Genomic DNA, 21520 nt, shown 5'->3' on the forward strand with positions numbered 1-21520 from the left:
TGGACGGGTGTCGTGCGTGCCGTGTCCGGCAGGACGGACGCATCCGTTGAGACCCGAGGAGTTCTAGTGACCGTCACTCTGACCGCCGACAGCGCCGGGTCGGTCAGCGACTTCAAGGTCGCCGACCTGTCCCTGGCGACCTTCGGTCGCAAGGAGATCGAGCTCGCCGAGCACGAGATGCCCGGGCTGATGGCACTGCGCCGTGAGTACGCCGCCCAGCAGCCGTTCAAGGGCCGCAAGATCGCCGGATCGCTGCACATGACCGTGCAGACGGCGGTGCTGATCGAGACGTTGACCGCGCTCGGGGCCGACGTGCGCTGGGTCTCCTGCAACATCTTCTCCACCCAGGACCAGGCCGCCGCGGCGGTCGTGGTCGGCCCGCACGGCACGGTCGACAACCCGCAGGGTGTCGCGGTGTACGCCTGGAAGGGTGAGACGCTCGACGAGTACTGGTGGTGCACCGAGCAGATGCTGACCTGGCCGGACGGCAGCGGGCCGGACTCGATCGTCGACGACGGCGGCGACGTGACCCTGCTGATCCACCTCGGCAAGCAGTTCGAGGAGGCCGGCGCGGTGCCCTCCACCGCGGAGACCGACTCGGTCGAGTACGGCATCATCCTGGAGACCCTGCGCCGCTCGCTGGTCGCGAACCCGACCAAGTACACCGAGATGGCCAAGCCGATCATCGGTGTCTCCGAGGAGACCACCACCGGGGTCAACCGTCTGTACGAGTTGGCCCGCGAGGGCAACCTGCTCTTCCCGGCGATCAACGTCAACGACTCGGTCACCAAGAGCAAGTTCGACAACAAGTACGGCATCCGCCACTCGCTGGTCGACGGGATCAACCGGGCCACCGACGTGATGATCGCCGGCAAGCTCGCGGTGATCTGCGGCTACGGCGACGTCGGCAAGGGCGCCGTGGAGTCGCTGCGCGGCCAGGGGGCCAGGATCGTGGTGACCGAGATCGACCCGATCTGTGCGCTGCAGGCGGCGATGGACGGCCTCGACGTGGTGACGCTGGACGACGTCGTCGACCGCGGCGACATCTTCATCACCACCACCGGCAACAAGGACATCATCCTGGCCGACCACATGGCGAAGATGAAGCACAACGCGATCGTCGGCAACGTCGGGCACTTCGACAACGAGATCGACATGGCCGGTCTGGCGAAGGTGCCGGGGATCGAGCGGATCAACGTCAAGCCGCAGGTCGACGAGTGGCGTTTCCCGGACGGCCACTCGGTGATCGTGCTCTCCGAGGGCCGGCTGCTGAACCTCGGCAACGCGACCGGTCACCCGAGCTTCGTGATGTCGACGTCCTTCTCCAACCAGGTGATCGCCCAGGTCGAGCTGTACGCCAAGATCGGCGAGTACGGCAAGCAGGTGTACGTGCTACCCAAGCATCTCGACGAGAAGGTGGCCCGGCTGCACCTGGACGCGTTCGGCGCCAAGTTGACCGTGCTGACCAAGGCCCAGGCGGACTACATCGGCGTGGACGTGGCCGGCCCGTACAAGCCGGAGCACTACCGCTACTGACCCGCACAGCGCGTCCGGTCTGGCCGCTCAGGCGGCCAGGCCGAGGGCCTCGGCGGCGGCCCGGCCGTTGGCGTGACTCGCACCGTAGGTGGTGACGAAGGCCCGTACTCCGGCCGGGCGCCAGGCCGACGGCCAGCCCATCTCCACCACCGCGACCGGGTGCCGGGCGGCCAGCCGTTCGACCAGGTCACCGGCGCCGGGCACCCGGTGCAGGTGCCGGCCGACCAGCACCAACGGCCGGCCGTCGGCGGCCGCCGCGACCTGCTCGGCGGTTACCTCGGCCGGTGCCACCCGCAGTTGCCGGGCGTTGCCGAGGTGCGGTCCGAGGCCCCACGGCACCCGGCCCTCGGCGATCGTCGAGCCGGCGGTCAGCTGCACCACCAGTGCGTCGGCCAGCCCGTCGAGGGTGCCTTCCACCCGGACGGCGCGGCGGGCGGCGGTGTACCCCAGGTCGGCCGGGCCGGCGGTCCCATCCGCCGCCGGCCAGACCACGGCGGCCAGCGCGGTCACCCGGTCGGCCGCCTGTTCGACCCGGCCGACCGGCAGCGTCCCGTCGCCGATCGCGGCGATGATGCCCGCCGCGACCCGTTCGACAAGTGCGTGGTCCACCCGGGCGCCGATGCAGAGCAGGTCGGCACCGGCGGCCAGGGCGGCGACCGCCGCCGGGACGATCCCACCGGCGGCCAGGGTGGCACCCCGCATCTCCAGCGCATCGGTGACGATCACCCCGGTGAAGCCGTACTCGTCGCGGAGCAGGCCGGTCAGCGCGGCCCGGCTGAAGGTGGCCGGCGCGTCGCCGGTCAACGCCGGGACCCGGATGTGCGCGGTCATGATCGCCGGGGTGCCGGCTTCGACCACGGCGGCGAACGGCGGCAGGTCCCGCCGGCGCAGCACCGCCATCGGTACGTCGACAGTGGGCAGTTCGAGGTGCGAGTCGGTGACCGTGGCGCCGTGGCCGGGGAAGTGCTTGGCGCAGCCGGCGACCCCGGCGTCGGCCAGCCCGGCGACGGCCGCCACCGCGTGCGTGGCGACCAGCGCCGGATCGGCCCCGAACGACCGGGTGCCGATGATCGGGTTGTCGTCGGCGGTGTTCACATCGACGGTCGGGGCCAGATCGAGGTTCGCCCCGCAGGCGGCGAGTTCGTCGCCGATCGCCCGGTAGACCTGCCGGGTCAGCGCCGGGTCGTCGACCGCGCCGAGCGCCGCGTTGCCGGGGTACGGGCTGCCGGTGGCGTGCGCCAGCCGGGTCACGTCGCCGCCCTCCTCGTCGATGGCGATCAGCACGTCGGCCCGGGCGGCCCGCAGCGCGTCGGTGGCGGCCCGCAGCTGTTCGGGTCGGTCCACGTTGCCGCCGAACAGGGTGTGCCCGGCGAGCCCGTCGCCGACCAGGTCGATCGCCCACTGCGGGACGGTGGTGCCGGGGTAGGCGGCGAGCAGGGTGCGCAGCGCCAGCCGCCGCAGCGCCGGGTCGTTCGGCATGTTCTCCCCCTCCGTGGCGTCTCCGCGGTCCGAGTGGCGCACCGGGGAGGCGCTGTTCGTTGCCGGTGAGTGCCGGGTCGTCCGACCGCCGAGGGTGTCACCGGCGACTACGCTACGGCTACTTCCGTTGCGGATGCCAAGATAATAGTTAACTTTCCTAAATGCTAGAGGACGACCACATGGGTTCCCCGCGCCTGCCCGGCACGCCCCGGCTGCTGCGAGCGCTCAACGACCGGGCGGCGCTGGAGCTGCTCATCGCCCGCGGACCACTCACCCGGGCCCAACTCGGCGAGCTGACCGGACTGTCCAAAGTGACAGCGTCGCAGCTGGTCGAGCGGCTGGAAGGACGCGGGCTGGTCACCCGGGTCGGCGAACAGGCCGGTGGCCGGGGCCCCAACGCCCAGCTGTACGCCGTACAGCCGGCCAGCGCGCACGTCGTCGGAGTCGACGTCGGACCGGACCGGGTGGTGGCCGCCTGCGCCGACATCACCGGATCGGTGATCGGCCGGGTCGAGCAGTCCACCAGGGACACCGACGACCCGGTCGGTGTGGTGCACAACGCGGTGGTGCAGGCCGCCAGCAGCGCCGAGACCCAGCTGGCCAGCGTACGGCGGGTGGTGCTGGGCACCCCCGGCCTGGTCGACCCGGCCAACGGCGACATCACCTTCGCGTACAACCTGCCGCGCTGGCACCGCGGCCTGCTCGCCGCGCTGCGCGAGGACCTGGACACCACCGTCGTTTTCGAAAACGACGTCAACCTCGCCGCCGTCGCCGAGGCACACGCCGGCGCCGCCCGCGACGTGCCCGACTTCGTGCTGGTCTGGGCCGGCGTCGGGGTCGGCCTGGCGATCATGCTCGGCGGCCGGTTGCACCACGGCAGCACCGGCGCGGCCGGCGAGATCGGCTACCTGCCGGTGCCCGGTGCGCCGATCCCGCGCGACGTCTCCCGCCGGGCCAAGCCGGCGTTCCAGCAGCTCGCCGGCGCCGACGCGGTCCGCGCGGTGGCCCGCGAACACGGGTTCCGGGCGGCCAGCGCGGGTGACGCGGTGCGGGCCGCGATCGCCGCCGGCACCCGGGGCGGGCCGTTGCTCGACGAGCTGGCCCGCCGGCTCGCGCTCGGTGTCGCCAGCAGCTGCGTGGTGCTCGACCCGCCGCTGGTCGTGCTGACCGGCGAGGTCGGCCAGGCGGGCGGCAGCGCTCTCGCCGAGCGGGTGCAGCACGAGGTCGCCGCGATCACCCTGGTCGCGCCCCGGGTGGTGGTCACCGAGCTGACCGAGGAGCCGGTGCTGCAGGGCGCCCTGCGGACCGCCCTCGACGCGGCCCGCGACGAGGTCTTCGGATCCACCGTGGCCTGACCCCGGGGACACCCGTCGGGTGGTGCCGGCCACCCCGGCGCGGCCAGGTGGGGCGGCACCACCCACGGCGTGATTGGATGGTCCGGTGCCTACCGTTGCTGACGACCTGGTGATCGAGCTCGACTCAGTGGGCGTGACCCGCTCCGGCACGGCCCTGCTGCAGGACATCACCCTGCGGGTGCAGCCCGACCAGCGGTGGGTGGTGCTCGGCCCGAACGGTGCCGGCAAGACCACCCTGCTCAGCCTCGCCGCCGGCCGGCTGCACCCGACGACCGGGACCGTCCGGGTCCTCGACGAGCAGCTGGGGCGCACCGACCTGGCGGAGCTGCGAACCCGGATCGGGCTGACCACCGCCTCCCTCGCCGAACGGATCCCCGGCACCGAGCGGGTGCTCGACGTGGTGCTGACCGCCGCCTGGTCGGTGGTAGGCCGGTGGCGGGAGCGCTACGACGAGCTCGACGTGGGTCGGGCGCAGGAGCTGCTCGGCCAGTTCGGCGTGGCCGGGCTGGCGCAGCGCGAGTACGGGACCCTCTCCGAAGGTGAACGCAAGCGGGTGCAGATCGCCCGGGCGCTGATGACCGACCCGGAGCTGCTGCTGCTCGACGAGCCGGCGGCCGGGCTCGACCTCGGTGCCCGCGAGGAGCTGGTCGGCCGGCTCGGGGTCCTCGCCCAGGATCCGCATTCCCCGGCGTTGATGCTGGTCACCCACCACGTGGAGGAGATCCCGCCGGGCTTCACCCACGCCCTGCTGCTGCGCGGCGGCACCGTCGTCGCGGCCGGCGAGCTGGCCGCCACGATCACCGGCGAGCACCTGTCGGAGACGTTCGGCGTACCGCTGGTCGTCGAGCGGGCGGGCCAGCGGTACACCGCCCGGGCCGCCTGAGCGGAGGACGTCGTGACAGCGCCGCGGATCGCGGTGGTCGGCAGCGCGAACATGGACCTGGTGGCGACCGCGCCGAGACTGCCGTCGCCGGGGGAGACCCTGCTCGGCACCGACTTCGTCACGGTGCCCGGCGGCAAGGGTGCCAACCAGGCGATCGCGGCGGCCCGCGCCGGTGGCGACTGCGTGTTCCTCGGCGCGGTCGGCTCGGACGCCTTCGGCGTCACCCTGACCGGCCGGATCGCCCGGTCCGGGGTGGACACGAGCCAGCTGCGGGTGGTGTACGGGTCGTCCGGCGTCGCGATCGTGATGGTCAACGCGGCCGGTGAGAACGCGATCGTCGTCACCCCGGGCGCCAACGCGGCGTTCCGTGGGCTCACCGAGCCGGAGCTGGCGGCGGTGCGGGACGCCGACGTGCTGGTGGCGCAGTTGGAGATTCCGCTGGAGACGGTGCTGGCCGCCGCGGCGGCGGCCCGCGAGGCGGGCACCCGGGTGATCCTCAACGCCGCCCCGGCCCGTGAGCTGCCGGCCGAACTGCTCGACGCGGTGGATCTGCTGGTGGTCAACGAGGCCGAGGCGCGGGCGATCGTCGGCGTCGGGCGGGAGGATCCGGCGGCGCTGTTGACGGTGGTCCGTCGGGCGGTGCTCACCCTGGGTGCCGAAGGCGCCTGGTTCGCCGACCGCGACGGTACGGTGCATCACGTGCCGGCCTTTCCAGTCGAGACGGTGGACTCCACCGCCGCCGGTGACGCGTTCACCGGCGCGCTCGCGGTCGCCTGGGGCGAGGGACGGGACCTGGTGTCCGCGGTCCGGTGGGCGTCGGCGGCCGGTGCGGCCTGCGTACGCCGCCTGGGGGCCTCGGTGTCGTTGCCGCAGCGCGCCGAGATCGACGCTCTGGCCGGCTGATCGACGCCCTGGCCGGCTGACTACCCGCGAAACGCCGGTGCCGGGTGGCGCGGATGCGGGATCATCGAGACATGCGAGTCATTCTCAACCTGCTCTGGCTCATCTTCGGCGGCGGCATCGTGCTCGGCCTCGGGTACGCGGTGGCAGCGCTCGTCTGCTTCGTACTGATCGTCACGATCCCGTTCGGAGTGGCGTCGCTGCGGTTGGCCTACTACTCCCTCTGGCCGTTCGGTCGGACGCTGGTCGCGAAGCCGGGGGCGGGGATCGGCTCCGGGCTGGCGAACATCCTCTGGGTGGTGCTGGCCGGCTGGTGGCTGGCGCTCACCCACATCGTCACCGGCGTGACGCTCTGTCTGACGATCATCGGCATCCCGTTCGGGATCGCCAACTTCAAGTTGGTGCCGGCGGCGTTCTGGCCGCTGGGCCGGGAGGTCGTCGACGTCGAGGATCTGCGTCGCCCAGGCCTGGTCCACGCCTGACCCGGCCGGCCAGCGGTCCCGTCCGGGTGTCGGGCGGGTGGTCGACGGCACCTGCTGGCGCCCCGTACATGCCCGAGTCCGTGTCAGTGGCGGCGCCGGGGCGGTCAGGCCGTGCCGGTGTAGAAGGCGGTCGTCCGCTCCGCAGCCTCGCCCGCCTCGGTCGGATCGGTGCCGGCGGCGACGCTCGCCGCACGCCACTGGTCGCTGCTGCGGGTGATGAACTCTCGCCCCTCGGCCGACGTGCTCCACGCCTCGACCGCCTGGGGGTCGACCGGCTGTTGCGGGGCCGCCAGGTGCAGGGTGAGCCCGATCAGGGCCAGGTCCCAGCCCACACCGGTGGCGCCGGGCCCGAACTGTGCCCACCGTTCGTCGTCGACGTGCGCCACGTGCTCCAGCTCGAACCGGGTCGTTCCGTCGGACAGCGGGCTCAGCCGTACCTCGATCCAGCTCACCTCGCCGCCGAACTCCCAGGTGGCGGCGAAGCTCTTCGGCGGGTCGCAGCGCTGCACCACACCCCCGGCGTTGCCTTCGAGCTGGTAGCGGCCGTGCAGTCGGAGCTCGCCGGAGACCGGCAGGAACCAGCGGGGGAGGCGTTCGGCGCTGGTGCAGGCGTCCCAGAGTTCGTCGACGCTTGCCGCGTAGGTGCGGGAGATGGTCTGCACCCGGGCGGTGCCCGCATCGAGGACCCGACTGCCGATCCGTCGTTCGACGGTGCTGATCTGCTCGTCAATGTCGATCATCGTCGCTCCATAGACGTGTGTGTCCACCGGTCGGAAGGTCCGACCGGTGGGCACAGTATCAGCAATATCTTATATAAGCTACTCGTGTTGCTTTCCGGGTTCAGGGTGTCGGGCGGCCGGTCAGGACTCGGGGCCCGGACGGTGTGATGGCGACCGTGTGTTCGGAGTGGGCGGTACGGGAGCCGTCGGCGGAACGGATCGTCCAGCCGTCCTCGTCGTACCTGATCTTGTTGGTGGAGTGACAGAACCAGGGTTCGATCGCGATGGTCAGGCCGGGATCGAGCCGCATCCCACGGCCGGCACGGCCGGTGTTGGCGACATGCGGGTCCTCGTGCATCGTGCGGCCGATGCCGTGACCGCCGAACTCGCCGTTGACGCTGTAGCCGTACGAACCGGCGACCTCGCCGATCGCGGCGCAGACGTCGCCGAGGCGCCCGCCGGGCTGGGCGGCGGCGATCGCCGCCGCGAGGGCGACCTCGGTGGCCTCGATCAGCCGCAGATCGGCCGGATCGGGGGTGCCGACGATGACGGAGACCGCGGAGTCGGCCACCCAGCCGTCGATGCCGACCGCCATGTCGATGCTGAGCAGGTCGCCGTCGCGCAGTACGTAGTCGTGCGGGAGGCCGTGCAGAACCGCGTCGTTGACCGACAGGCACAGTACGTTGCGGAACGGACCGCGGCCGAACGACGGGGCATAGTCCCAGTAGCAGGACTCGGCGCCGCGTTCGGCGATCCGCCGCCGGGCGTGGTGCTCGATGTCCATCAGGTTGACGCCGACCGCGGCGACACCGCTCAGTTCGGCGAGCAGTTCGCCGACAAACTGCCCGGTCACCGCCATCCGGTCGATCTCCTGGGCGGACTTGAGCTCGATCACGACAGCCTCCCTCTCCCTCTGCGGTATTTTTATACCACGCCGGTCCGAGGGCGCTCCGGAGAGCTATCCTGCTGGACATGGTCCGCCAACCGCTCACCGCCGAACAGATCGCCGCAGGCCAGCGACTCGGTGCCGCTTTGCGGGTCGCCCGGGCCGGCCGCAGCCTCGTCGAGGTGGCGCTGGCGGCCGGCATCTCCCCCGAGACACTGCGCAAGATCGAAGCGGGCCGGCTTCCGGCGCCGGCGTTCGGCACCGTCGTCCGGCTCAGCCAGGCCCTCGACGTCCCCCTCGGCGACCTGGCCGACGTCTGGCTGGCCGAGATACCCGTCCGTCAGGCGTCCTAGCGCTCACTCGCCCGGTGGCGGGGCCTCGTCCGCACCGAGCCGGTCCGCGCCCCGGCGGCGCAACATCCGCAGACCCGGGATGCCGGCCACCGCCAACTTCAGGTCCCGGGTCACCTCCAGCAGGTCGTGGATGTCCGGCCCGACCCGGTCCAGGGTGGCCAGGATCGGTAGCACGTCGGCCTTGAGATGCTGGGTCAGCCGGGGCAGCTCGTCGACCAGCCGCACCGCCGCGTCCACCTCATCCTCGCTCAACTGCTCGACGAAGTGCCGGGCCATCGGAGCGCCACGGCGCAGCGCCGGCTCGTACTCGCCGATAAGCTCGGCCGACCGCTCGGCGATCTCCTCGCTGCGCCCCACCACCCGACTGGCCCCCACCGCCACCCGGTCGGCGTCGGTGAGCAGCGTCTGCGCGGCGGCCGCCACCCGGGTCGCGGCCGCCACCGCGTCGGTCGCCGCCGTGGCGATCGTCTCCACCCGTAGGGTCGCCTCCTCCGCCTCCGCGACCACCCGTTCGCTGCGGTCGAGCAGCATCTCGACCCGGTCGACCACCGTGCCGACCCGTTGCACCAGAGCCTCGATCTCATCCAGTACGGCGAACGCGCGCGACGGCACGGCGGCGTACTCGGAGGTGAGTCGGCCCATCCGGGTCGCCACCTCACCGGCCTGGCCAGTGGCCCGCCCGGCCGCGCCGGTCACCGCACCGGCGACCTGCCCGACGGTGGATCTGGTAAGTGCGACAAGACTCGCCGGGGACGGCAGCGGGAGTGGCATCTCCCTATTGTGCGGCGCGCCGGCCACCACCGCTGGCGCGCCGGTCGGCGGAACCCGGCGCGGGCCGGGGCAGCGCCGGTCGGCCCGGTGTGGCTGGGCCCGGTGTGGCTCGGGCCGTTATGGCTCGGGCCGGAGCGGTTCGGCCCGGTGTTGCTCGGGCCGGGACGGGCGCTTGCGATGCCAGCGCGGCCTCGACCGCACGGCGTAGCGCGCGGTGGATGCGTCCCACCCGCAGCGCGTCCCGGTCGGACACCAGTAGCACCGGGGCGCCCCGTACCTCGGCCCAGAGTTCGAGCAGGTGCGCGCCCCGGTCGTAGGAGTCGTCGAGCAGCCCGAGCAGCAGGTCCGCGATCGGGATGATGACCAGCCCGACCAGGATCGATCCACCGATCAGCGCGATGGTGACGGTCGGCGAGGCGTTGATGGTCAGCGCGGTTGCCAGCCCGATGATCGCGGTCGCCACCGGGGCCAGGAAAGCGACGCCGACCATGCCCCGGCCGGCCAGGGCACTCCACGAGCGGGCACCCCGCCGCTGCCAGATCCGGTGCACCTGGGTGAGCGGATGTCGGTGCTGGTCCACCCGGATCTCGGTGGAGGTGATCCGTACGGATTTGTCATCGTAGTAGGTGATCATCCGTCTGCCCCCCTCACGTTGTGGATCACGTTACCCACTCTCCGGCGTTCGCCGTAGGCTGTCCCAGAACGCGACGTCGATGGGGAGGTCCGCCGTGCCGGAGCTGGTGCTGGTCGAGGTCGAGCAGGGGGTGGCCACGATTCGGCTGGCCCGGCCGCCGATGAACGCGCTGAACGCGGCGGTGCAGGAGGAGCTGCGCGACGCCGCGCGTACCGTCGCCGACGACGAGCGGGTCCGGGCCGTCGTGGTCTACGGCGGAGAGAAGGTCTTCGCAGCCGGCGCCGACATCAAAGAGATGGCCGACATGTCGTACGTGGACATGGCGGCACGCGCGGCGCAGCTGTCCAGCGCCTTCGACGCGGTCGCCCGGATCCCGAAACCGGTGGTCGCCGCGATCACCGGCTACGCCCTCGGCGGCGGCTGCGAGCTGGCCCTGGCCTGCGACTGGCGGGTGGTCGCCGAGGACGCCAAACTCGGCCAGCCGGAGATCAAACTGGGGGTCATCCCCGGTGCCGGCGGCACCCAGCGACTGGCCCGGCTGGTCGGCCCGGCGCGCGCCAAGGACATCATCCTGTCCGGACGGATGGTCGACGCCGCCGAGGCCGAGCGGATCGGCCTGGCCGACCGCGTCGTCCCGGCCGACCAGGTGTACGCGGCGGCACTCGACATGGTCCGGCCGTTCGTGACCGGCCCGGCCCAGGCGGTCAAGGCGGCCAAGTTGGCCATCGACGGGGGTCTGGAGATGGACCTCGCCTCCGGCCTGGCCTGGGAGAGTCAACTGTTCGCCGGCCTGTTCGCCACCGACGACCGCACCGAGGGGATGGCGGCGTTCGTCGCCAAGCGTAAGCCTGACTTCACCGGTCGCTAGCCCGTATCGGCCCTCGGCCGGCCCCTCCGCCGGCCCTTCGGCCGGCCCCTGAACCGGCTCGGTGCCGGCGGTGCCGGTCGCAGGTGGATGCCGAACGAAGTGACTGGGCGGTAACCTGCTCGGGGGCGCGCCGGCCGGGCGGGCCCGGGGCGACGGGAGGCATCGGCGATGGCGGAGCGGATCGAGGGACACGGCGGGACGTTGGCGCTGGCCGCCGCCCAGGCGTACGGCGTACGCGAGCTGTTCACCCTCTCCGGCGGCCACATCTTCCCGCTCTACGACGCCGCACACGCCGCCGACTTCCCGATCTACGACGTACGGCACGAGCAGACCGCCGTCTTCGCCGCCGAGGCGGTGGCGAAACTGCAGCGTCGTCCCGGGCTGGCCGCACTCACCGCCGGCCCCGGCGTCACCAACGGCATTTCCGGTCTGACCAGCGCCTTCTTCAACGCCGCGCCGGTGCTGGTGCTCGGCGGCCGGGCACCGGCGTTCCGCTGGGGGTCGGGCAGCCTGCAGGAGATCGACCACGTACCGCTGGTCGCCCCGGTCACCAAGCACGCCGCCACGGTCGCCGCGACCGACGACGTACCGGCCGCGGTCGGTGCCGCGCTGTCCGCCGCGCTCACCCCGCACCGCGGCCCCGCCTTCCTCGACCTGCCGCTGGAGGTTGTCTTCTCGACCGCCGAGGTGACCGCGCCGACCGCCGACGCGGTGCCGGTGGTCGAGCCCGACCCGGACGAGGTCGCCCGCGCGGCCCGGCTGATCGCCGCCGCCGACCGTCCGGTGATCGTCGCCGGCTCCGACGTGTACGCCGGGGACGCCGTCGCCGCGTTGCGGGAGGCCGCCGAGGCGCTGCAGGTGCCGGTCTTCACCAACGGCATGGGGCGTGGATCGCTGCCGCCGGGGCACCCGCTGGCCTTCGCGAAGGCGCGGCGGGTCGCGTTCGGTCGGGCCGACGTGGTGGTGGTGGTCGGCACCCCGCTGGACTTCCGGCTCAGCTTCGGTGACTTCGGCGCCGCCCAGGTGGTGCACGTCGTCGACGCGCCGAGCCAGCGGGCGACCCACGTACAGCCGGCCGTTTCGCCCGCCGGTGACCTGCGGCTGATCCTGTCCGCGTTCGCTGACCACTCCGGCGACCGGGCCGACCACACCGGCTGGCTGGCCGACCTGCGCGCCGCCGAGGAGCAGGCCAGGGCGCGGGACGCGGCGGAGCTCGCCGCCGAGTCCGACCCGATCCGCCCGTCGCGGATCTACGGCGAACTGCGGGCGGTGCTCGACCCGGATGCCGTCACCATCGGCGACGGCGGTGACTTCGTCTCGTACGCCGGCCGCTACCTGGAGCCGTCGGTGCCCGGCAGTTGGCTCGATCCCGGCCCGTACGGCTGCCTCGGCACCGGCATGGGCTACGCGATGGGTGCCCGGCTCACCTACCCGGACCGGCAGGTCTGCGTGCTGATGGGCGACGGCGCGGCCGGCTTCTCGCTGATGGACGTCGAGTCGCTGGCCCGGCAGAAGCTGCCGGTCGTGATCGTGGTCGGCAACAACGGAATCTGGGGGTTGGAGAAGCACCCGATGCGCGCCATGTACGGCTACGACGTCGCCGCCGATCTGCAGCCGGGGCTGCGCTACGACGAGATCGTCGGGGCGCTGGGCGGCGCGGGGGAGACGGTCACCAAGGCCGGCGACATCGGTCCGGCGCTGCGTCGGGCCTTCGACGCCGGGGTGCCGTACCTGGTCAATGTGTTGACCGACCCGGACGACGCCTATCCGCGCTCGTCGAACCTGGCCTGAGCGCTGGTCGGACCTGGCCTGAGCGCTGGTCGAACCTGGCCTGAGCGCTGGTCGGACCTGGCTCTGACGGATCGCCGACCCGATCTGGTCGGCAAATGCTTGGCGGAATGTCGGTCCTGTCGTTCATTGTGGGTCTGCAGACAAACGACAGGAGTGAGGATGTCGCACGCGATCTGGGCCGAGGGCCTGGTCAAGCGGTTCGGCTCGACGACCGCGTTGGCCGGGGTGGATCTCGCGGTCCGTACCGGCACCGTGTTCGGGCTGCTCGGGCCGAACGGGGCCGGCAAGACCACCGCGGTCCGGGTGCTCGCCACCCTGTTGCGGCCGGACGCCGGGCACGCCCGGGTGCAGGGCTTCGACGTGGTCGGCCAGGCTCACCAGGTCCGCCGGTCGATCGGCCTGACCGGGCAGTACGCCTCGGTCGACGAGACGCTGACCGGCGTGGAAAACCTGATCATGATCGGTCGGTTGCTGGGGTCGTCGCGGCGTGACGCGCGTTCCCGTGCCCGGCAACTGCTGGCCGAGTTCCAGCTCACCGACGCCGCCGACCGCGCGGCGAAGACCTACTCGGGCGGTATGCGCCGCCGCCTCGACCTGGCCGCCAGCCTGGTGGGACGGCCCCAGGTGCTGTTCCTCGACGAACCCACCACCGGGCTGGACCCGCGCAGCCGCAACGAGCTGTGGGAGCTGGTCCGTGGGCTGGTCGCCGGTGGTGTGACGGTGCTGCTCACCACCCAGTACCTGGAGGAGGCCGACCAGCTGGCCGACGAGTTGGCCGTGGTCGACCACGGGCGGGTGATCGCCGGCGGTACGCCGGAGGAGCTGAAGGCCAAGACCGGTGCCCAGGTCCTCGCGGTGCGCCCGACCGATCCGAAACAGTTGCCGACGGTGCTGACCACGCTGCGGGACCTGTCTGGCAACGAGCCGTCGTTGGCCCAGACCACGGTGACGGTGAGCACCGCCGATGCGGACCTGCTGCCGGCGGTGGTCCGCCGGCTTGACGAGTCCGGGGTGAAGGTCGGTGAGCTGGCGTTGCGCAGCTCCAGCCTGGATGAGGTCTTCCTGTCGCTCACCGGCCACCGGGCCGATCCGGGCTCCGGCGGCTCGGCGGCCGGCACCGGTTCTGCGGCGGGTACCGGCGGTTCGGAGGCCGGCACCGGCGAGCGGCCGACACCGGCGACCGGGCCGGCCGGTACGGGAGCACAGCCGACCGCCGCCACCATGGAGGGAATCCGTTGACCGCCACCACCGTCACCACGCCCGAACTGCCCGGGCGGCACCAGTGGGTCAGTCCGGTGGCCGGGCTGCGGCACACCGGCACCCTGGCCTGGCGGAGCCTGGTGCAGATCAAGCACAACCCGTTGGAACTGCTCGATCTCAGCGTCCAACCGCTGATGTTCCTGCTGCTGTTCACCTATGTGTTCGGCGGTGCGATCGCCGGCACGCCGGGGGACTATCTGACCTTCGCGTTGCCGGGAATCATCGTGCAGAACGCCCTTTTCGCGACGATGACCACAGGGTTCGGGCTGAACACCGACCTCACCAAAGGGGTGTTCGACCGGTTGCGGTCGTTGCCGATCGCCCGGTGGGCGCCGCTGGCCGGGCGCATTCTGGCCGACACCGTCAAGCAGGCTTGGTCGGTGCTGCTGCTGCTGGGTGTCGGGATGATCCTCGGCTACCGGGTCGAGGGTGGTCCGGTCGGCCTGCTCGGCGCGTTCGCGCTGATTCTGGCCTTCACACTGGCCGCGTCGTGGATCTCGGTGCTGGTCGGGGTGATGGTCAGCGAGCCGGAGAAGGTGCAGATCTTCGGCTTCATGGTGATCTTTCCGCTGACCTTCACCAGTAACGCATTCGTGCCGACCGAGACCATGCCGGGCTGGCTTCAGGCCTGGGTCGAGGTCAACCCGGTGACGATCCTCGCCGACGGCCTGCGTGGCCTGCTCAGTGGCGCGCCCGCCGCCGGCCCGGTCGGCTACTCGCTGCTCTGGGCAGCCGGCATCGCGGCGGTGTTCGCGCCGCTGGCACTCGCCCGGTTCAAGCGTCGGGTCTGACCTGACCATTCTCCGGGCGGGCCGCTCGGGTCGCCCGAGTCAGGCACCTGACTCGGGCCGGCGGTCCTCCCGGGGGTCTGCGGCGTCCCGGCGGCGCAGGTCGTCCTCCCGGCGGCGCAGATCCTCCTCCCACCGTTCGAAGAGCTCGCGATCCTGCTTCGACTTCTCAGCGTCGAGCGCGCGCAGGAACTCGGGATCGTCGTCGGGGGCCGCCGGGCGGTTGCGCGGTGGCGGGGTGCCGGTCGGTCGGGGGACGCCGCCGAGCGGTGACGGGCTGCCGAAGCCGGGCCGGCGGCTGAGGAACCAGGCGGCCGGCCCGAGGAGGGGGATGACGATGATGACCGGCACCCAGAGCAGGCGCGGCAGGGCGCGGACGTCACCTTTCTCCGCTGAGAGGCAGCTGATCAGCGCCACCGCCATGAGCACGACGTGGAGCATGAAGAGCAGGATGAACACGCGGGCCATCCCGCAATGATGCCCCGCCCGGCGGGCTCAGCCTAGTCAGCTGAGGATCAGGATGGCGCCGAGCACCGCGTAACCGGCGGTGACCAGCCCCAGCAGGGGCACCTCCGCGCTGATCTGTCCGGCTGCCGGACGTCGTGGGCCACTGGCGTGCCGGTAGGCGTAGCCGATCAGCCCGGCCCAACCGACCACCGCGAACAGCCCGAGGAGCATGGCGGCCCCACCCCGCTCTACTGCCAGCCGCATGGTCAGCGCCACCACCAGGGTGAGGGCCAGAGCCGACCGCCGCCAGGCCAGCCGGGTCCGTTCCGGCTGCAGCCCTGGATCGCGGGCCGGTGGGCCGTGCTGGTCGGCCGGCGGGTCGGGATCAGCCACTGGCCGCCTCGACCAGTACGACGATGGTCAACGCGGTGGCACCGACACCGACACAGATCGCGAGGAACGCCGGAAACCGGGACGCCGGTAGGTCGGTGCCCAGTCGCATGGCCCGCTCGGTACGGGCCCAGTGGTCGACCGCCCGCAGCGCGACGGTCCCGCCGAGCAGCAGCAGGGTCACCGCCAGCCCTTCCCGCAGGTGGACCACGGACAGCTCAGGCAGGAACTGCGCGATGGCCAGCCCGCCGGCGACCAACGCCAGGGCGGTCCGGATCCAGGCCAGGAAGGTCCGCTCGTTCGCCAGCGAGAACCGGTAGTCGGGCGCGGTGCCGACCCGGCGCAGCTCCTGAGGATCGAACCACCGGCGCAGCGCACTCCACACGTGGATCATTATCGCCGGCTAGACTCACTGTCTGTGGCCGAGCTGACCGATGACGAGCGCAGCACGCTGAAGACCGGCGCTTTCGGCGCCGTCTACCTGGTGTCGGCTGCGGACCCGGGGCTGGTGTCGATGGTCCGGGAGAGCTTCGCCGCCTCGGACGTGTTCGCTGGGACGTCGGGTCTGGTGAACGACGTGCTGACCAGCGGCGAGTTGCCCAAGTTGGCACGGGACACCCCGGAGGCGGTGGAGCAACTGGTGCTGCCGGCGCTGCGGCAGTCGGTGGCGGTGCTCACCGCGAAGGCCCCGCACGATCTGGAGCACTACCGGTCGGCGGTGACCGAGGCGGTCGACCGGGTGGCGCGGGCCGCGTCCGGGGTCGACCCGGCGGAGACGGCGATGATCTCCAAGATCAGGCAGGCGCTGGCTACTCCCTCCTGACCGCTCCATCCCCCTGACCGATCCGTCACCCCTGCTGACCAGGGCAGTCGTTCGGTCCGGTCGGCCTGTCGGCGGGGCCGTTTGGCCCTTGGCTACTTGCGGGTAACATAGTGGGTGGGGCATTCCACAGCGGTGCTCGGTTGACCGATCGTTAAGGAAAGCGGCAGGCTGCGCCGAGAGTGGTAGAGCAGCACCACCTACAGGAGGGGTGTCGAAGCGCGATGAACATCGTCGTACTCGTCAAGCAGGTGCCCGATTCCGGCGCGGAACGCGCCCTGCGCGGTGACGACAACACCGTCGACCGCGGGTCGGCCAACAACGTGATCAATGAGATGGACGAGTACGCGATCGAGGAGGCGCTGCGGCTGCGGGAGGCCAACGGCGGTGAGGTGACCATCCTCACCATGGGCCCGGACCGCGCGGCCGAGTCGATCCGCAAGGCGCTGTCGATGGGGCCGGACAAGGCGGTGCACGTCGTCGACGACGCCCTGCACGGCTCCTGCGCGGTCGCCACCTCCAAGGTTCTCGCCGCAGCCCTCGGCACCCTTGGGGCGGATCTGATCCTCTGCGGCGCGGAGTCCACCGACGGGCGGGTACAGGTGATGCCGCACATGCTCGCCGAGCGGCTCGGCATCGCCGCCCTGACCGGCGCCCGCAAGCTGACCGTCGACGGCGACACGCTCACCGTCGAACGGCAGAACGAAGAAGGCTACGAGGTGGTAAGCGCCACCACCCCGGCGGTGGTCTCGGTGTGGGACACCATCAACGAGCCGCGCTACCCCTCGTTCAAGGGGATCATGGCGGCCAAGAAGAAGCCGGTACAGAGCCTGTCCCTGGCCGATCTGGGCGTCGCCGCCAGCGAGGTCGGCTTCGACGGGGCGACCAGTGAGGTCGTCGAGCACCGCAAGCGCCCGCCACGGTCGGCGGGGCAGAAGGTCGTCGACGACGGCGAGGCCGGCGTACAGCTGGTCGAGTTCCTGGCGTCCGAGAAGTTCGTGTGAGCGGGGAGGTTGACATGGCTGAGGTTCTCGTTGTCGTCGAGGCCACCGGTGAGTTCGGCGTCAAGAAGGTCACCCTGGAACTGCTGACCCTGGCCCGCAAACTGGGCGGCGAGGTGTCCGCGGTGGTGCTCGGCGGGCCCGGCGCGGCCGCCGCGATGAGCGAAAAGCTCGGTGAGTACGGCGCCAGCAAGGTGTACGCCGCCGAGAGCGAGGAGATCGACGGCTACCTCGTCGCTCCGAAGGTGACCGTGCTGGCCGAGCTGATCGGCCGGGTGCAGCCCGGCGCGGTGCTGCTCGCCTCATCCCAGGAAGGCAAGGAGATCGCCGGGCGGCTCGCCGTACGGCTGGACAACGGCCTGCTGACCGACGTGGTCGACTTGGCCGCCGACGGCACCGCGACCCAGATCGCGTTCGCCGGCGCCACCATCGTCACCTCCCGGGTCACCCGGGGCCTGCCGCTGGTGACGCTGCGACCCAACTCGGTGGCGCCCGAGCCGGCCCCGGCCACCCCGCAGGTGGAGCAGCTGCAGGTGCAGGTCACCGACTCCGACAAGCTGGCCAAGGTGGTCGAGCGGGTCGCCGAGCAGTCCGGCTCCCGGCCGGAGCTCACCGAGGCTTCGGTGGTCGTCTCCGGTGGGCGCGGTGTCGGCAGCGGCGACAACTTCAAACTGGTCGAGGAGCTCGCCGACCTGCTCGGCGGCGCGGTCGGCGCCTCCCGGGCCGCGGTCGACTCCGGGTTCTACCCGCACCAGTTCCAGGTGGGGCAGACCGGCAAGACCGTCTCCCCGCAGCTGTACGTGGCGCTGGGTATCTCCGGGGCGATCCAGCACCGGGCCGGCATGCAGACCGCGAAGACCATCGTGGCGGTCAACAAGGACGGCGAGGCGCCGATCTTCGAGCTCGCCGACTTCGGTGTGGTGGGTGACCTGAACAAGGTGGTCCCGCAGGCAGCCGAGGAGATCCGCAAGCGCAAGTGACGTGATCCGTCGACGGCGGTGGCCGGGACCAACTGGTCCCGGCCACCGCCGTCAACGGTGTCAGCCGGACAGGGTGCCGCGCAGCAGGCTCTGCCCGGAGTGCGTCGGATCGTTGTCGTACTCCTCCGCCGAGACGTCCACCAGCCGGTAGGCGTCGAGATCGACGTTGGTCGGCAGCGGCATCAGCACGTCGGCGGCGTCGGCCAGGGTGCCGACCGGGAACATCTGCATCGTGTCCGGGTCGATCAGCCAGACCTGGTAGTAGCCGGCCGCCCGGGGCAGGCCGGAGACGTGCAGGTGCAGCCGGCCGTCGTCGAACACCCGGGCCTGCCCGCCCGCGTCGGCCGGGGCGTCGCCGAACGCGGCGAGCGCGGCACTGGCCACCACGTCGGCCTCCGGCTGGGCCGGGCTGACGAGCCGGACGACGGTCACCGTACCGACGACCCCCGCGACTGCGGCGGCGAGCGCGGTGACTACCGGAGCCCACCGACGAGCCCGGCGTCGCGGCCGCACCGCCACCGGCGCGGGCGCCGGAGCCGGCGGTGCCGAGGGCTCTGCCGGTGCCGCTGCGGCGTCGAGTTCCGACACGATGCGCTGCCAGACGTGTTCCGGCGGCTCGGGCAGATCGGCCAGGTCCTGGGTCTGCGCGCCGAGCCGGCCGATGTGACGCAACGTTTCCAGCTCGGTACGGCACGACGGGCAGTCAACGAGGTGACCGGACTCAGCGGCGTCCGCCGCAGTCTCACCGAGTGCCAGGAAGACCAGTCGGTCGTGCTCCAGATGCGGCACCGTCCACCTCCCATCGTCGTCGCAGACTCGCCATGCCCCGGCGGATGTGACTCTTGACCGTGCCGAGCGGAACCCCGGTCACCGCCGCGATCTGCTGGTGGGTCAGATCGTCGAAGAACGCCAACTCCAGCATCCGGCGCTGCTCGTCGGGCAGCGAGGCCAGCTCGTCGGCGATCACCAACCGATCCACCACCTGGGCCGGATCCGGGCTGACAGCCGGGGCGGCGGCCGTCGCCTGCCGTACCGAATCGGCGACCCGGTCCTCCCGCGACAGCGCCCGGATCCGGTCGACGACCTTGCGCCGGGCGATGCCGAGCAGCCAGCTGAGCAGCGAGCCCCGGGCCGGGTCGAACCCGTCACGACCCAGCCAGGCGGCCACGAACGTGGTCTGCACCACGTCCTCGGCGTCCGCCCGGGTCGCCAGGGTGCTGGCGGCCAGATGCAGTACGGCCCGGCCGTACCGGTCGTAGACCTGCCGTAACGCCTTCTCGTCGCCAGCGGCGAACCGCTGCGCCAGCAGTTGGTCGTCGGTGACAGAGCCCCTGGGCGCCGGGGTACGGCCGTCCCGGTGCCCGTCGTCGGTGTCCCCGCTCACCCGGGACATCGCCATCTGTACGGCATGCCTGACTGTAACTCCCACCGAAATCGCTCCGACCGCCCAGCCGTGCCGAGAACTCCAGGTCGTCAAGGGTTCGGCGACGGACCGCCAGCCGGATGCGGCGCAGACGCAGATGTGGTGGAGACGAATCCGTGGCGGAGACGAATCTGTGGAGGAGAACCAATCCGCGTCGGCTGCATCCGGACGACACCCGACGGTCGAATTCTGCACAGTGAGGCCGTTCGCCGAGGGCCCCGGCGGGCGGCGCAGTCGCAATCGTTCCTGAGGAGCAGAAATGCGAGCTACGTCAGCGCATCGGGCAGTTACCGGCACCGCAGCCGCAGTCGCCGCCTTCGTCGGGCTCAGCGCGGTGACCGCCACCCCGGCGTTCGCCGCGACGTCGGACGTCGCGGTGGTGCACGGCATCCCGGGCACCCCGGTCGACGTCTACGTCAACGGCGAGCGCACCCTGGAAAACTTCCAACCCGGCGACGTCGCCGGACCCCTCGCGCTGGAGGAGGGCTCGTACGATCTGGCCCTGACCCGCCCCGGCGAGCCGGTCGAGGACGCGATCCTGACCGCCGACGACGCTGCGGTACCCGGCGGCGCGAACATCAGCATCGTCGCGCATCTGGACGCCGACGGCGCGCCGACGATCACCCCGTTCGCCAACGACGTCTCGGCGACCGACGCCGGGCAGGCCCGGCTGATCGTCCGGCACACCGCGGCGGCCCCCGGGGTCGACGTGCGGGCCGGCGGCGAGCCGGTGTTCAGCAACCTGACCAACCCCAACGAGGAGTCGGCCGACCTGCCGGCCGGCGCCGTCACCGCCGACGTCGTGCTGACCGGAACCGACACGGTGGTGCTCGGGCCGACCGAGCTGAACCTCAACGAGGGCACCGCGACGATCGTCTACGCCATCGGTTCCGCGTCGGACGAGACCCTGGACATCGTCGCCCAGACGGTCTCCGGGCTGCACTCGGCACCGGATGGGGTGCCCAGCGGCACCGGTGGCCTGGCCGACACCGGATCGAACACCGGCTGGTACCTGGCCGCGCTTACCGGCGTACTGCTGCTGGTCGTCGGTGGCGGGCTGCTCGCGGCCCGGAACCGGGTCGCGACCCGCCGGTGACGGTCGACCGCACGACGGCGCCGGCGGCCACGGTCGCCGGCGTCGTCGCACTGCTCGTCGTGCTGGTCGCCGGCTGTGGTACCGGCTCCGAAAGCGTCGGTGCCGACCAGGTCCGGCGGCTGGCCAGCCCGTCTCCGTCGGCCGCGGCACCGGCTGCGACGGTGCCGGTCCGCCCCGGCGCGCTGCCCGGCCCGGCCGCCGTGCTCGCCCCGACCCGGCTCGCGATCCCGGCGATCGACGTCGTCGCCCGGGTGGCGCCGGTCGGTGTCGTCACCGACACCGGCGAGTTCGACGTGCCACCCAGTGTCGACGAGGTCGGCTGGTACCGGTTCGGCCCCGGTCTGGAGGCCGAGGCAGGGTCGGTGGTGATCGCCGGTCACGTCGACGGCGCGGGCCAGGGACCGGGAGCCTTCTTCCGGCTGCGGGAGCTGGCCGCCGACGACCGGATCGAGGTGGTCGCCGGCGACCAGGTCCGCGAGTTCCGGGTGGTCGGTCGGGAGGAGTACGACAAGTCGGAGATTCCGCTGGCGCGATACTTCGCCCGGGACGGTGCCGTCCGGCTGACCCTGATCACCTGCGGCGGTCCGTTCGACGAGACAGCCGGGCGGTACCGCGACAACATCGTGGTCACCGCCGTACCGACCTGACCGGTCGGGTC

At 72.0% G+C, this 21520-nt stretch carries 25 protein-coding genes; 15 read left to right on the forward strand and 10 right to left on the reverse strand.

Going from position 1 to position 21520, the window contains the following annotated elements:
* Nucleotides 1–66 precede the first annotated feature (66 nt).
* Nucleotides 67–1536 (forward strand): adenosylhomocysteinase, encoded by a 1470-nt coding sequence (gene ahcY / locus O7629_RS04295; protein ID WP_278167624.1) that lies wholly within the window; start codon nucleotides 67–69, stop codon nucleotides 1534–1536.
* A gap of 27 nt (nucleotides 1537–1563) precedes the next feature.
* Here ahcY and O7629_RS04300 read toward each other — a convergent pair whose 3' ends face one another.
* Nucleotides 1564–3015, reverse strand: a complete 1452-nt coding sequence (locus O7629_RS04300; RefSeq protein ID WP_278167626.1) for a glycoside hydrolase family 3 N-terminal domain-containing protein — start codon at nucleotides 3013–3015, stop codon at nucleotides 1564–1566.
* Nucleotides 3016–3194: 179 nt separating this feature from the next.
* Here O7629_RS04300 and O7629_RS04305 point away from each other — a divergent pair, with 179 nt between their 5' ends.
* From O7629_RS04305 to O7629_RS04320, 4 genes are all read left to right on the forward strand, one after another.
* Nucleotides 3195–4370: an ROK family transcriptional regulator gene (locus O7629_RS04305; RefSeq protein ID WP_278167628.1), complete on the forward strand. Its 1176-nt coding sequence runs from the start codon at nucleotides 3195–3197 to the stop codon at nucleotides 4368–4370.
* Nucleotides 4371–4455: 85 nt separating this feature from the next.
* Nucleotides 4456–5253 carry an ABC transporter ATP-binding protein gene (locus tag O7629_RS04310; RefSeq protein WP_278167630.1) on the forward strand — a complete coding sequence of 266 codons (798 nt, stop codon included), beginning with the start codon at nucleotides 4456–4458 and terminating at the stop codon, nucleotides 5251–5253.
* Between the two features lie 12 nt (nucleotides 5254–5265).
* Nucleotides 5266–6156, forward strand: coding sequence for a ribokinase (locus tag O7629_RS04315; protein ID WP_278167632.1), 891 nt, complete (start codon nucleotides 5266–5268; stop codon nucleotides 6154–6156).
* A 71-nt stretch (nucleotides 6157–6227) separates the two neighbouring features.
* The gene (locus O7629_RS04320) at nucleotides 6228–6635 is read left to right on the forward strand and encodes a YccF domain-containing protein (protein ID WP_278167634.1); all 408 of its coding nucleotides are present in this window, start codon (nucleotides 6228–6230) and stop codon (nucleotides 6633–6635) included.
* A gap of 104 nt (nucleotides 6636–6739) precedes the next feature.
* Here O7629_RS04320 and O7629_RS04325 read toward each other — a convergent pair whose 3' ends face one another.
* Nucleotides 6740–7375, reverse strand: a complete 636-nt coding sequence (locus O7629_RS04325) for an SRPBCC family protein (RefSeq protein WP_278167635.1) — start codon at nucleotides 7373–7375, stop codon at nucleotides 6740–6742.
* Nucleotides 7376–7475: 100 nt separating this feature from the next.
* Nucleotides 7476–8249: a type I methionyl aminopeptidase gene (gene map / locus O7629_RS04330; RefSeq protein ID WP_278167637.1), complete on the reverse strand. Its 774-nt coding sequence runs from the start codon at nucleotides 8247–8249 to the stop codon at nucleotides 7476–7478.
* Nucleotides 8250–8326: 77 nt separating this feature from the next.
* On the opposite strand from map, the gene O7629_RS04335 reads away from it, so the two are divergent.
* Complete coding sequence (locus O7629_RS04335) at nucleotides 8327–8593, forward strand: helix-turn-helix transcriptional regulator (RefSeq protein WP_278167638.1); 267 nt, start codon at nucleotides 8327–8329, stop codon at nucleotides 8591–8593.
* Between the two features lie 3 nt (nucleotides 8594–8596).
* Here the strand turns inward: O7629_RS04335 and O7629_RS04340 are convergent, their stop codons facing one another.
* Nucleotides 8597–9364, reverse strand: a complete 768-nt coding sequence (locus O7629_RS04340; protein WP_278167639.1) for a hypothetical protein — start codon at nucleotides 9362–9364, stop codon at nucleotides 8597–8599.
* 4 nt (nucleotides 9365–9368) lie between these two features.
* A complete protein-coding gene (locus tag O7629_RS04345) occupies nucleotides 9369–9998 on the reverse strand; it encodes a DUF6232 family protein (protein WP_278167640.1) in 630 nt (209 codons plus the stop codon).
* A gap of 94 nt (nucleotides 9999–10092) precedes the next feature.
* Between O7629_RS04345 and O7629_RS04350 the strand changes: the two genes are divergently transcribed.
* The 4 genes from O7629_RS04350 (at nucleotide 10093) to O7629_RS04365 (ending at nucleotide 14708) form a co-directional block, all read left to right on the forward strand.
* A complete protein-coding gene (locus O7629_RS04350) occupies nucleotides 10093–10866 on the forward strand; it encodes an enoyl-CoA hydratase-related protein (RefSeq protein ID WP_278167641.1) in 774 nt (257 codons plus the stop codon).
* Nucleotides 10867–11034: 168 nt separating this feature from the next.
* Complete coding sequence (locus O7629_RS04355; protein WP_278167642.1) at nucleotides 11035–12657, forward strand: acetolactate synthase; 1623 nt, start codon at nucleotides 11035–11037, stop codon at nucleotides 12655–12657.
* 159 nt (nucleotides 12658–12816) lie between these two features.
* Nucleotides 12817–13896 (forward strand): ATP-binding cassette domain-containing protein, encoded by a 1080-nt coding sequence (locus O7629_RS04360; protein WP_278167643.1) that lies wholly within the window; start codon nucleotides 12817–12819, stop codon nucleotides 13894–13896.
* The gene (locus O7629_RS04365; RefSeq protein WP_278167644.1) at nucleotides 13893–14708 is read left to right on the forward strand and encodes an ABC transporter permease; all 816 of its coding nucleotides are present in this window, start codon (nucleotides 13893–13895) and stop codon (nucleotides 14706–14708) included. The genes O7629_RS04360 and O7629_RS04365 overlap by 4 nt, the downstream gene beginning before the upstream one ends.
* A 39-nt stretch (nucleotides 14709–14747) precedes the next feature.
* Here the strand turns inward: O7629_RS04365 and O7629_RS04370 are convergent, their stop codons facing one another.
* From O7629_RS04370 to O7629_RS04380, 3 genes are read right to left on the reverse strand one after another with little or no spacing between them, the layout of a single operon-like run.
* Complete coding sequence (locus O7629_RS04370; RefSeq protein WP_123600376.1) at nucleotides 14748–15173, reverse strand: PLD nuclease N-terminal domain-containing protein; 426 nt, start codon at nucleotides 15171–15173, stop codon at nucleotides 14748–14750.
* 36 nt (nucleotides 15174–15209) lie between these two features.
* On the reverse strand, nucleotides 15210–15545 hold the full coding sequence (locus O7629_RS04375) for a DUF202 domain-containing protein (RefSeq protein WP_278167645.1): 336 nt from the start codon (nucleotides 15543–15545) through the stop codon (nucleotides 15210–15212).
* Nucleotides 15538–15927: a DUF202 domain-containing protein gene (locus O7629_RS04380; RefSeq protein WP_278167646.1), complete on the reverse strand. Its 390-nt coding sequence runs from the start codon at nucleotides 15925–15927 to the stop codon at nucleotides 15538–15540. Before O7629_RS04380 ends, O7629_RS04375 begins: the two co-directional genes overlap by 8 nt.
* Nucleotides 15928–15960: 33 nt before the next feature.
* Between O7629_RS04380 and O7629_RS04385 the strand changes: the two genes are divergently transcribed.
* From O7629_RS04385 to O7629_RS04395, 3 genes are all read left to right on the forward strand, one after another.
* Nucleotides 15961–16365 carry a hypothetical protein gene (locus O7629_RS04385; RefSeq protein WP_278167647.1) on the forward strand — a complete coding sequence of 135 codons (405 nt, stop codon included), beginning with the start codon at nucleotides 15961–15963 and terminating at the stop codon, nucleotides 16363–16365.
* A gap of 221 nt (nucleotides 16366–16586) precedes the next feature.
* Nucleotides 16587–17366, forward strand: coding sequence for an electron transfer flavoprotein subunit beta/FixA family protein (locus tag O7629_RS04390; RefSeq protein WP_278167648.1), 780 nt, complete (start codon nucleotides 16587–16589; stop codon nucleotides 17364–17366).
* A gap of 14 nt (nucleotides 17367–17380) precedes the next feature.
* On the forward strand, nucleotides 17381–18343 hold the full coding sequence (locus tag O7629_RS04395; protein WP_278167649.1) for an electron transfer flavoprotein subunit alpha/FixB family protein: 963 nt from the start codon (nucleotides 17381–17383) through the stop codon (nucleotides 18341–18343).
* A 60-nt stretch (nucleotides 18344–18403) separates the two neighbouring features.
* On the opposite strand, the gene O7629_RS04400 is transcribed toward O7629_RS04395, so the two are convergent.
* Together O7629_RS04400 and O7629_RS04405 are read right to left on the reverse strand one after the other, a co-directional pair.
* Entirely contained in the window at nucleotides 18404–19132 is a 729-nt protein-coding gene (locus O7629_RS04400; protein ID WP_278167650.1) for an anti-sigma factor, read from the reverse strand.
* Entirely contained in the window at nucleotides 19086–19772 is a 687-nt protein-coding gene (locus O7629_RS04405; protein ID WP_278167651.1) for a sigma-70 family RNA polymerase sigma factor, read from the reverse strand. The genes O7629_RS04400 and O7629_RS04405 overlap by 47 nt, the downstream gene beginning before the upstream one ends.
* Nucleotides 19773–20025: 253 nt before the next feature.
* Here O7629_RS04405 and O7629_RS04410 point away from each other — a divergent pair, with 253 nt between their 5' ends.
* Both O7629_RS04410 and O7629_RS04415 read left to right on the forward strand, forming a co-directional pair.
* The gene (locus O7629_RS04410; RefSeq protein WP_278167652.1) at nucleotides 20026–20862 is read left to right on the forward strand and encodes a DUF4397 domain-containing protein; all 837 of its coding nucleotides are present in this window, start codon (nucleotides 20026–20028) and stop codon (nucleotides 20860–20862) included.
* 50 nt (nucleotides 20863–20912) lie between these two features.
* Nucleotides 20913–21509 (forward strand): class F sortase, encoded by a 597-nt coding sequence (locus O7629_RS04415; RefSeq protein WP_278174401.1) that lies wholly within the window; start codon nucleotides 20913–20915, stop codon nucleotides 21507–21509.
* The last annotated feature ends 11 nt before the right edge of the window (nucleotides 21510–21520 follow it).

The sequence above is a fragment of the Solwaraspora sp. WMMD792 genome, from assembly GCF_029626105.1.
Taxonomy (GTDB): domain Bacteria; phylum Actinomycetota; class Actinomycetes; order Mycobacteriales; family Micromonosporaceae; genus Micromonospora_E.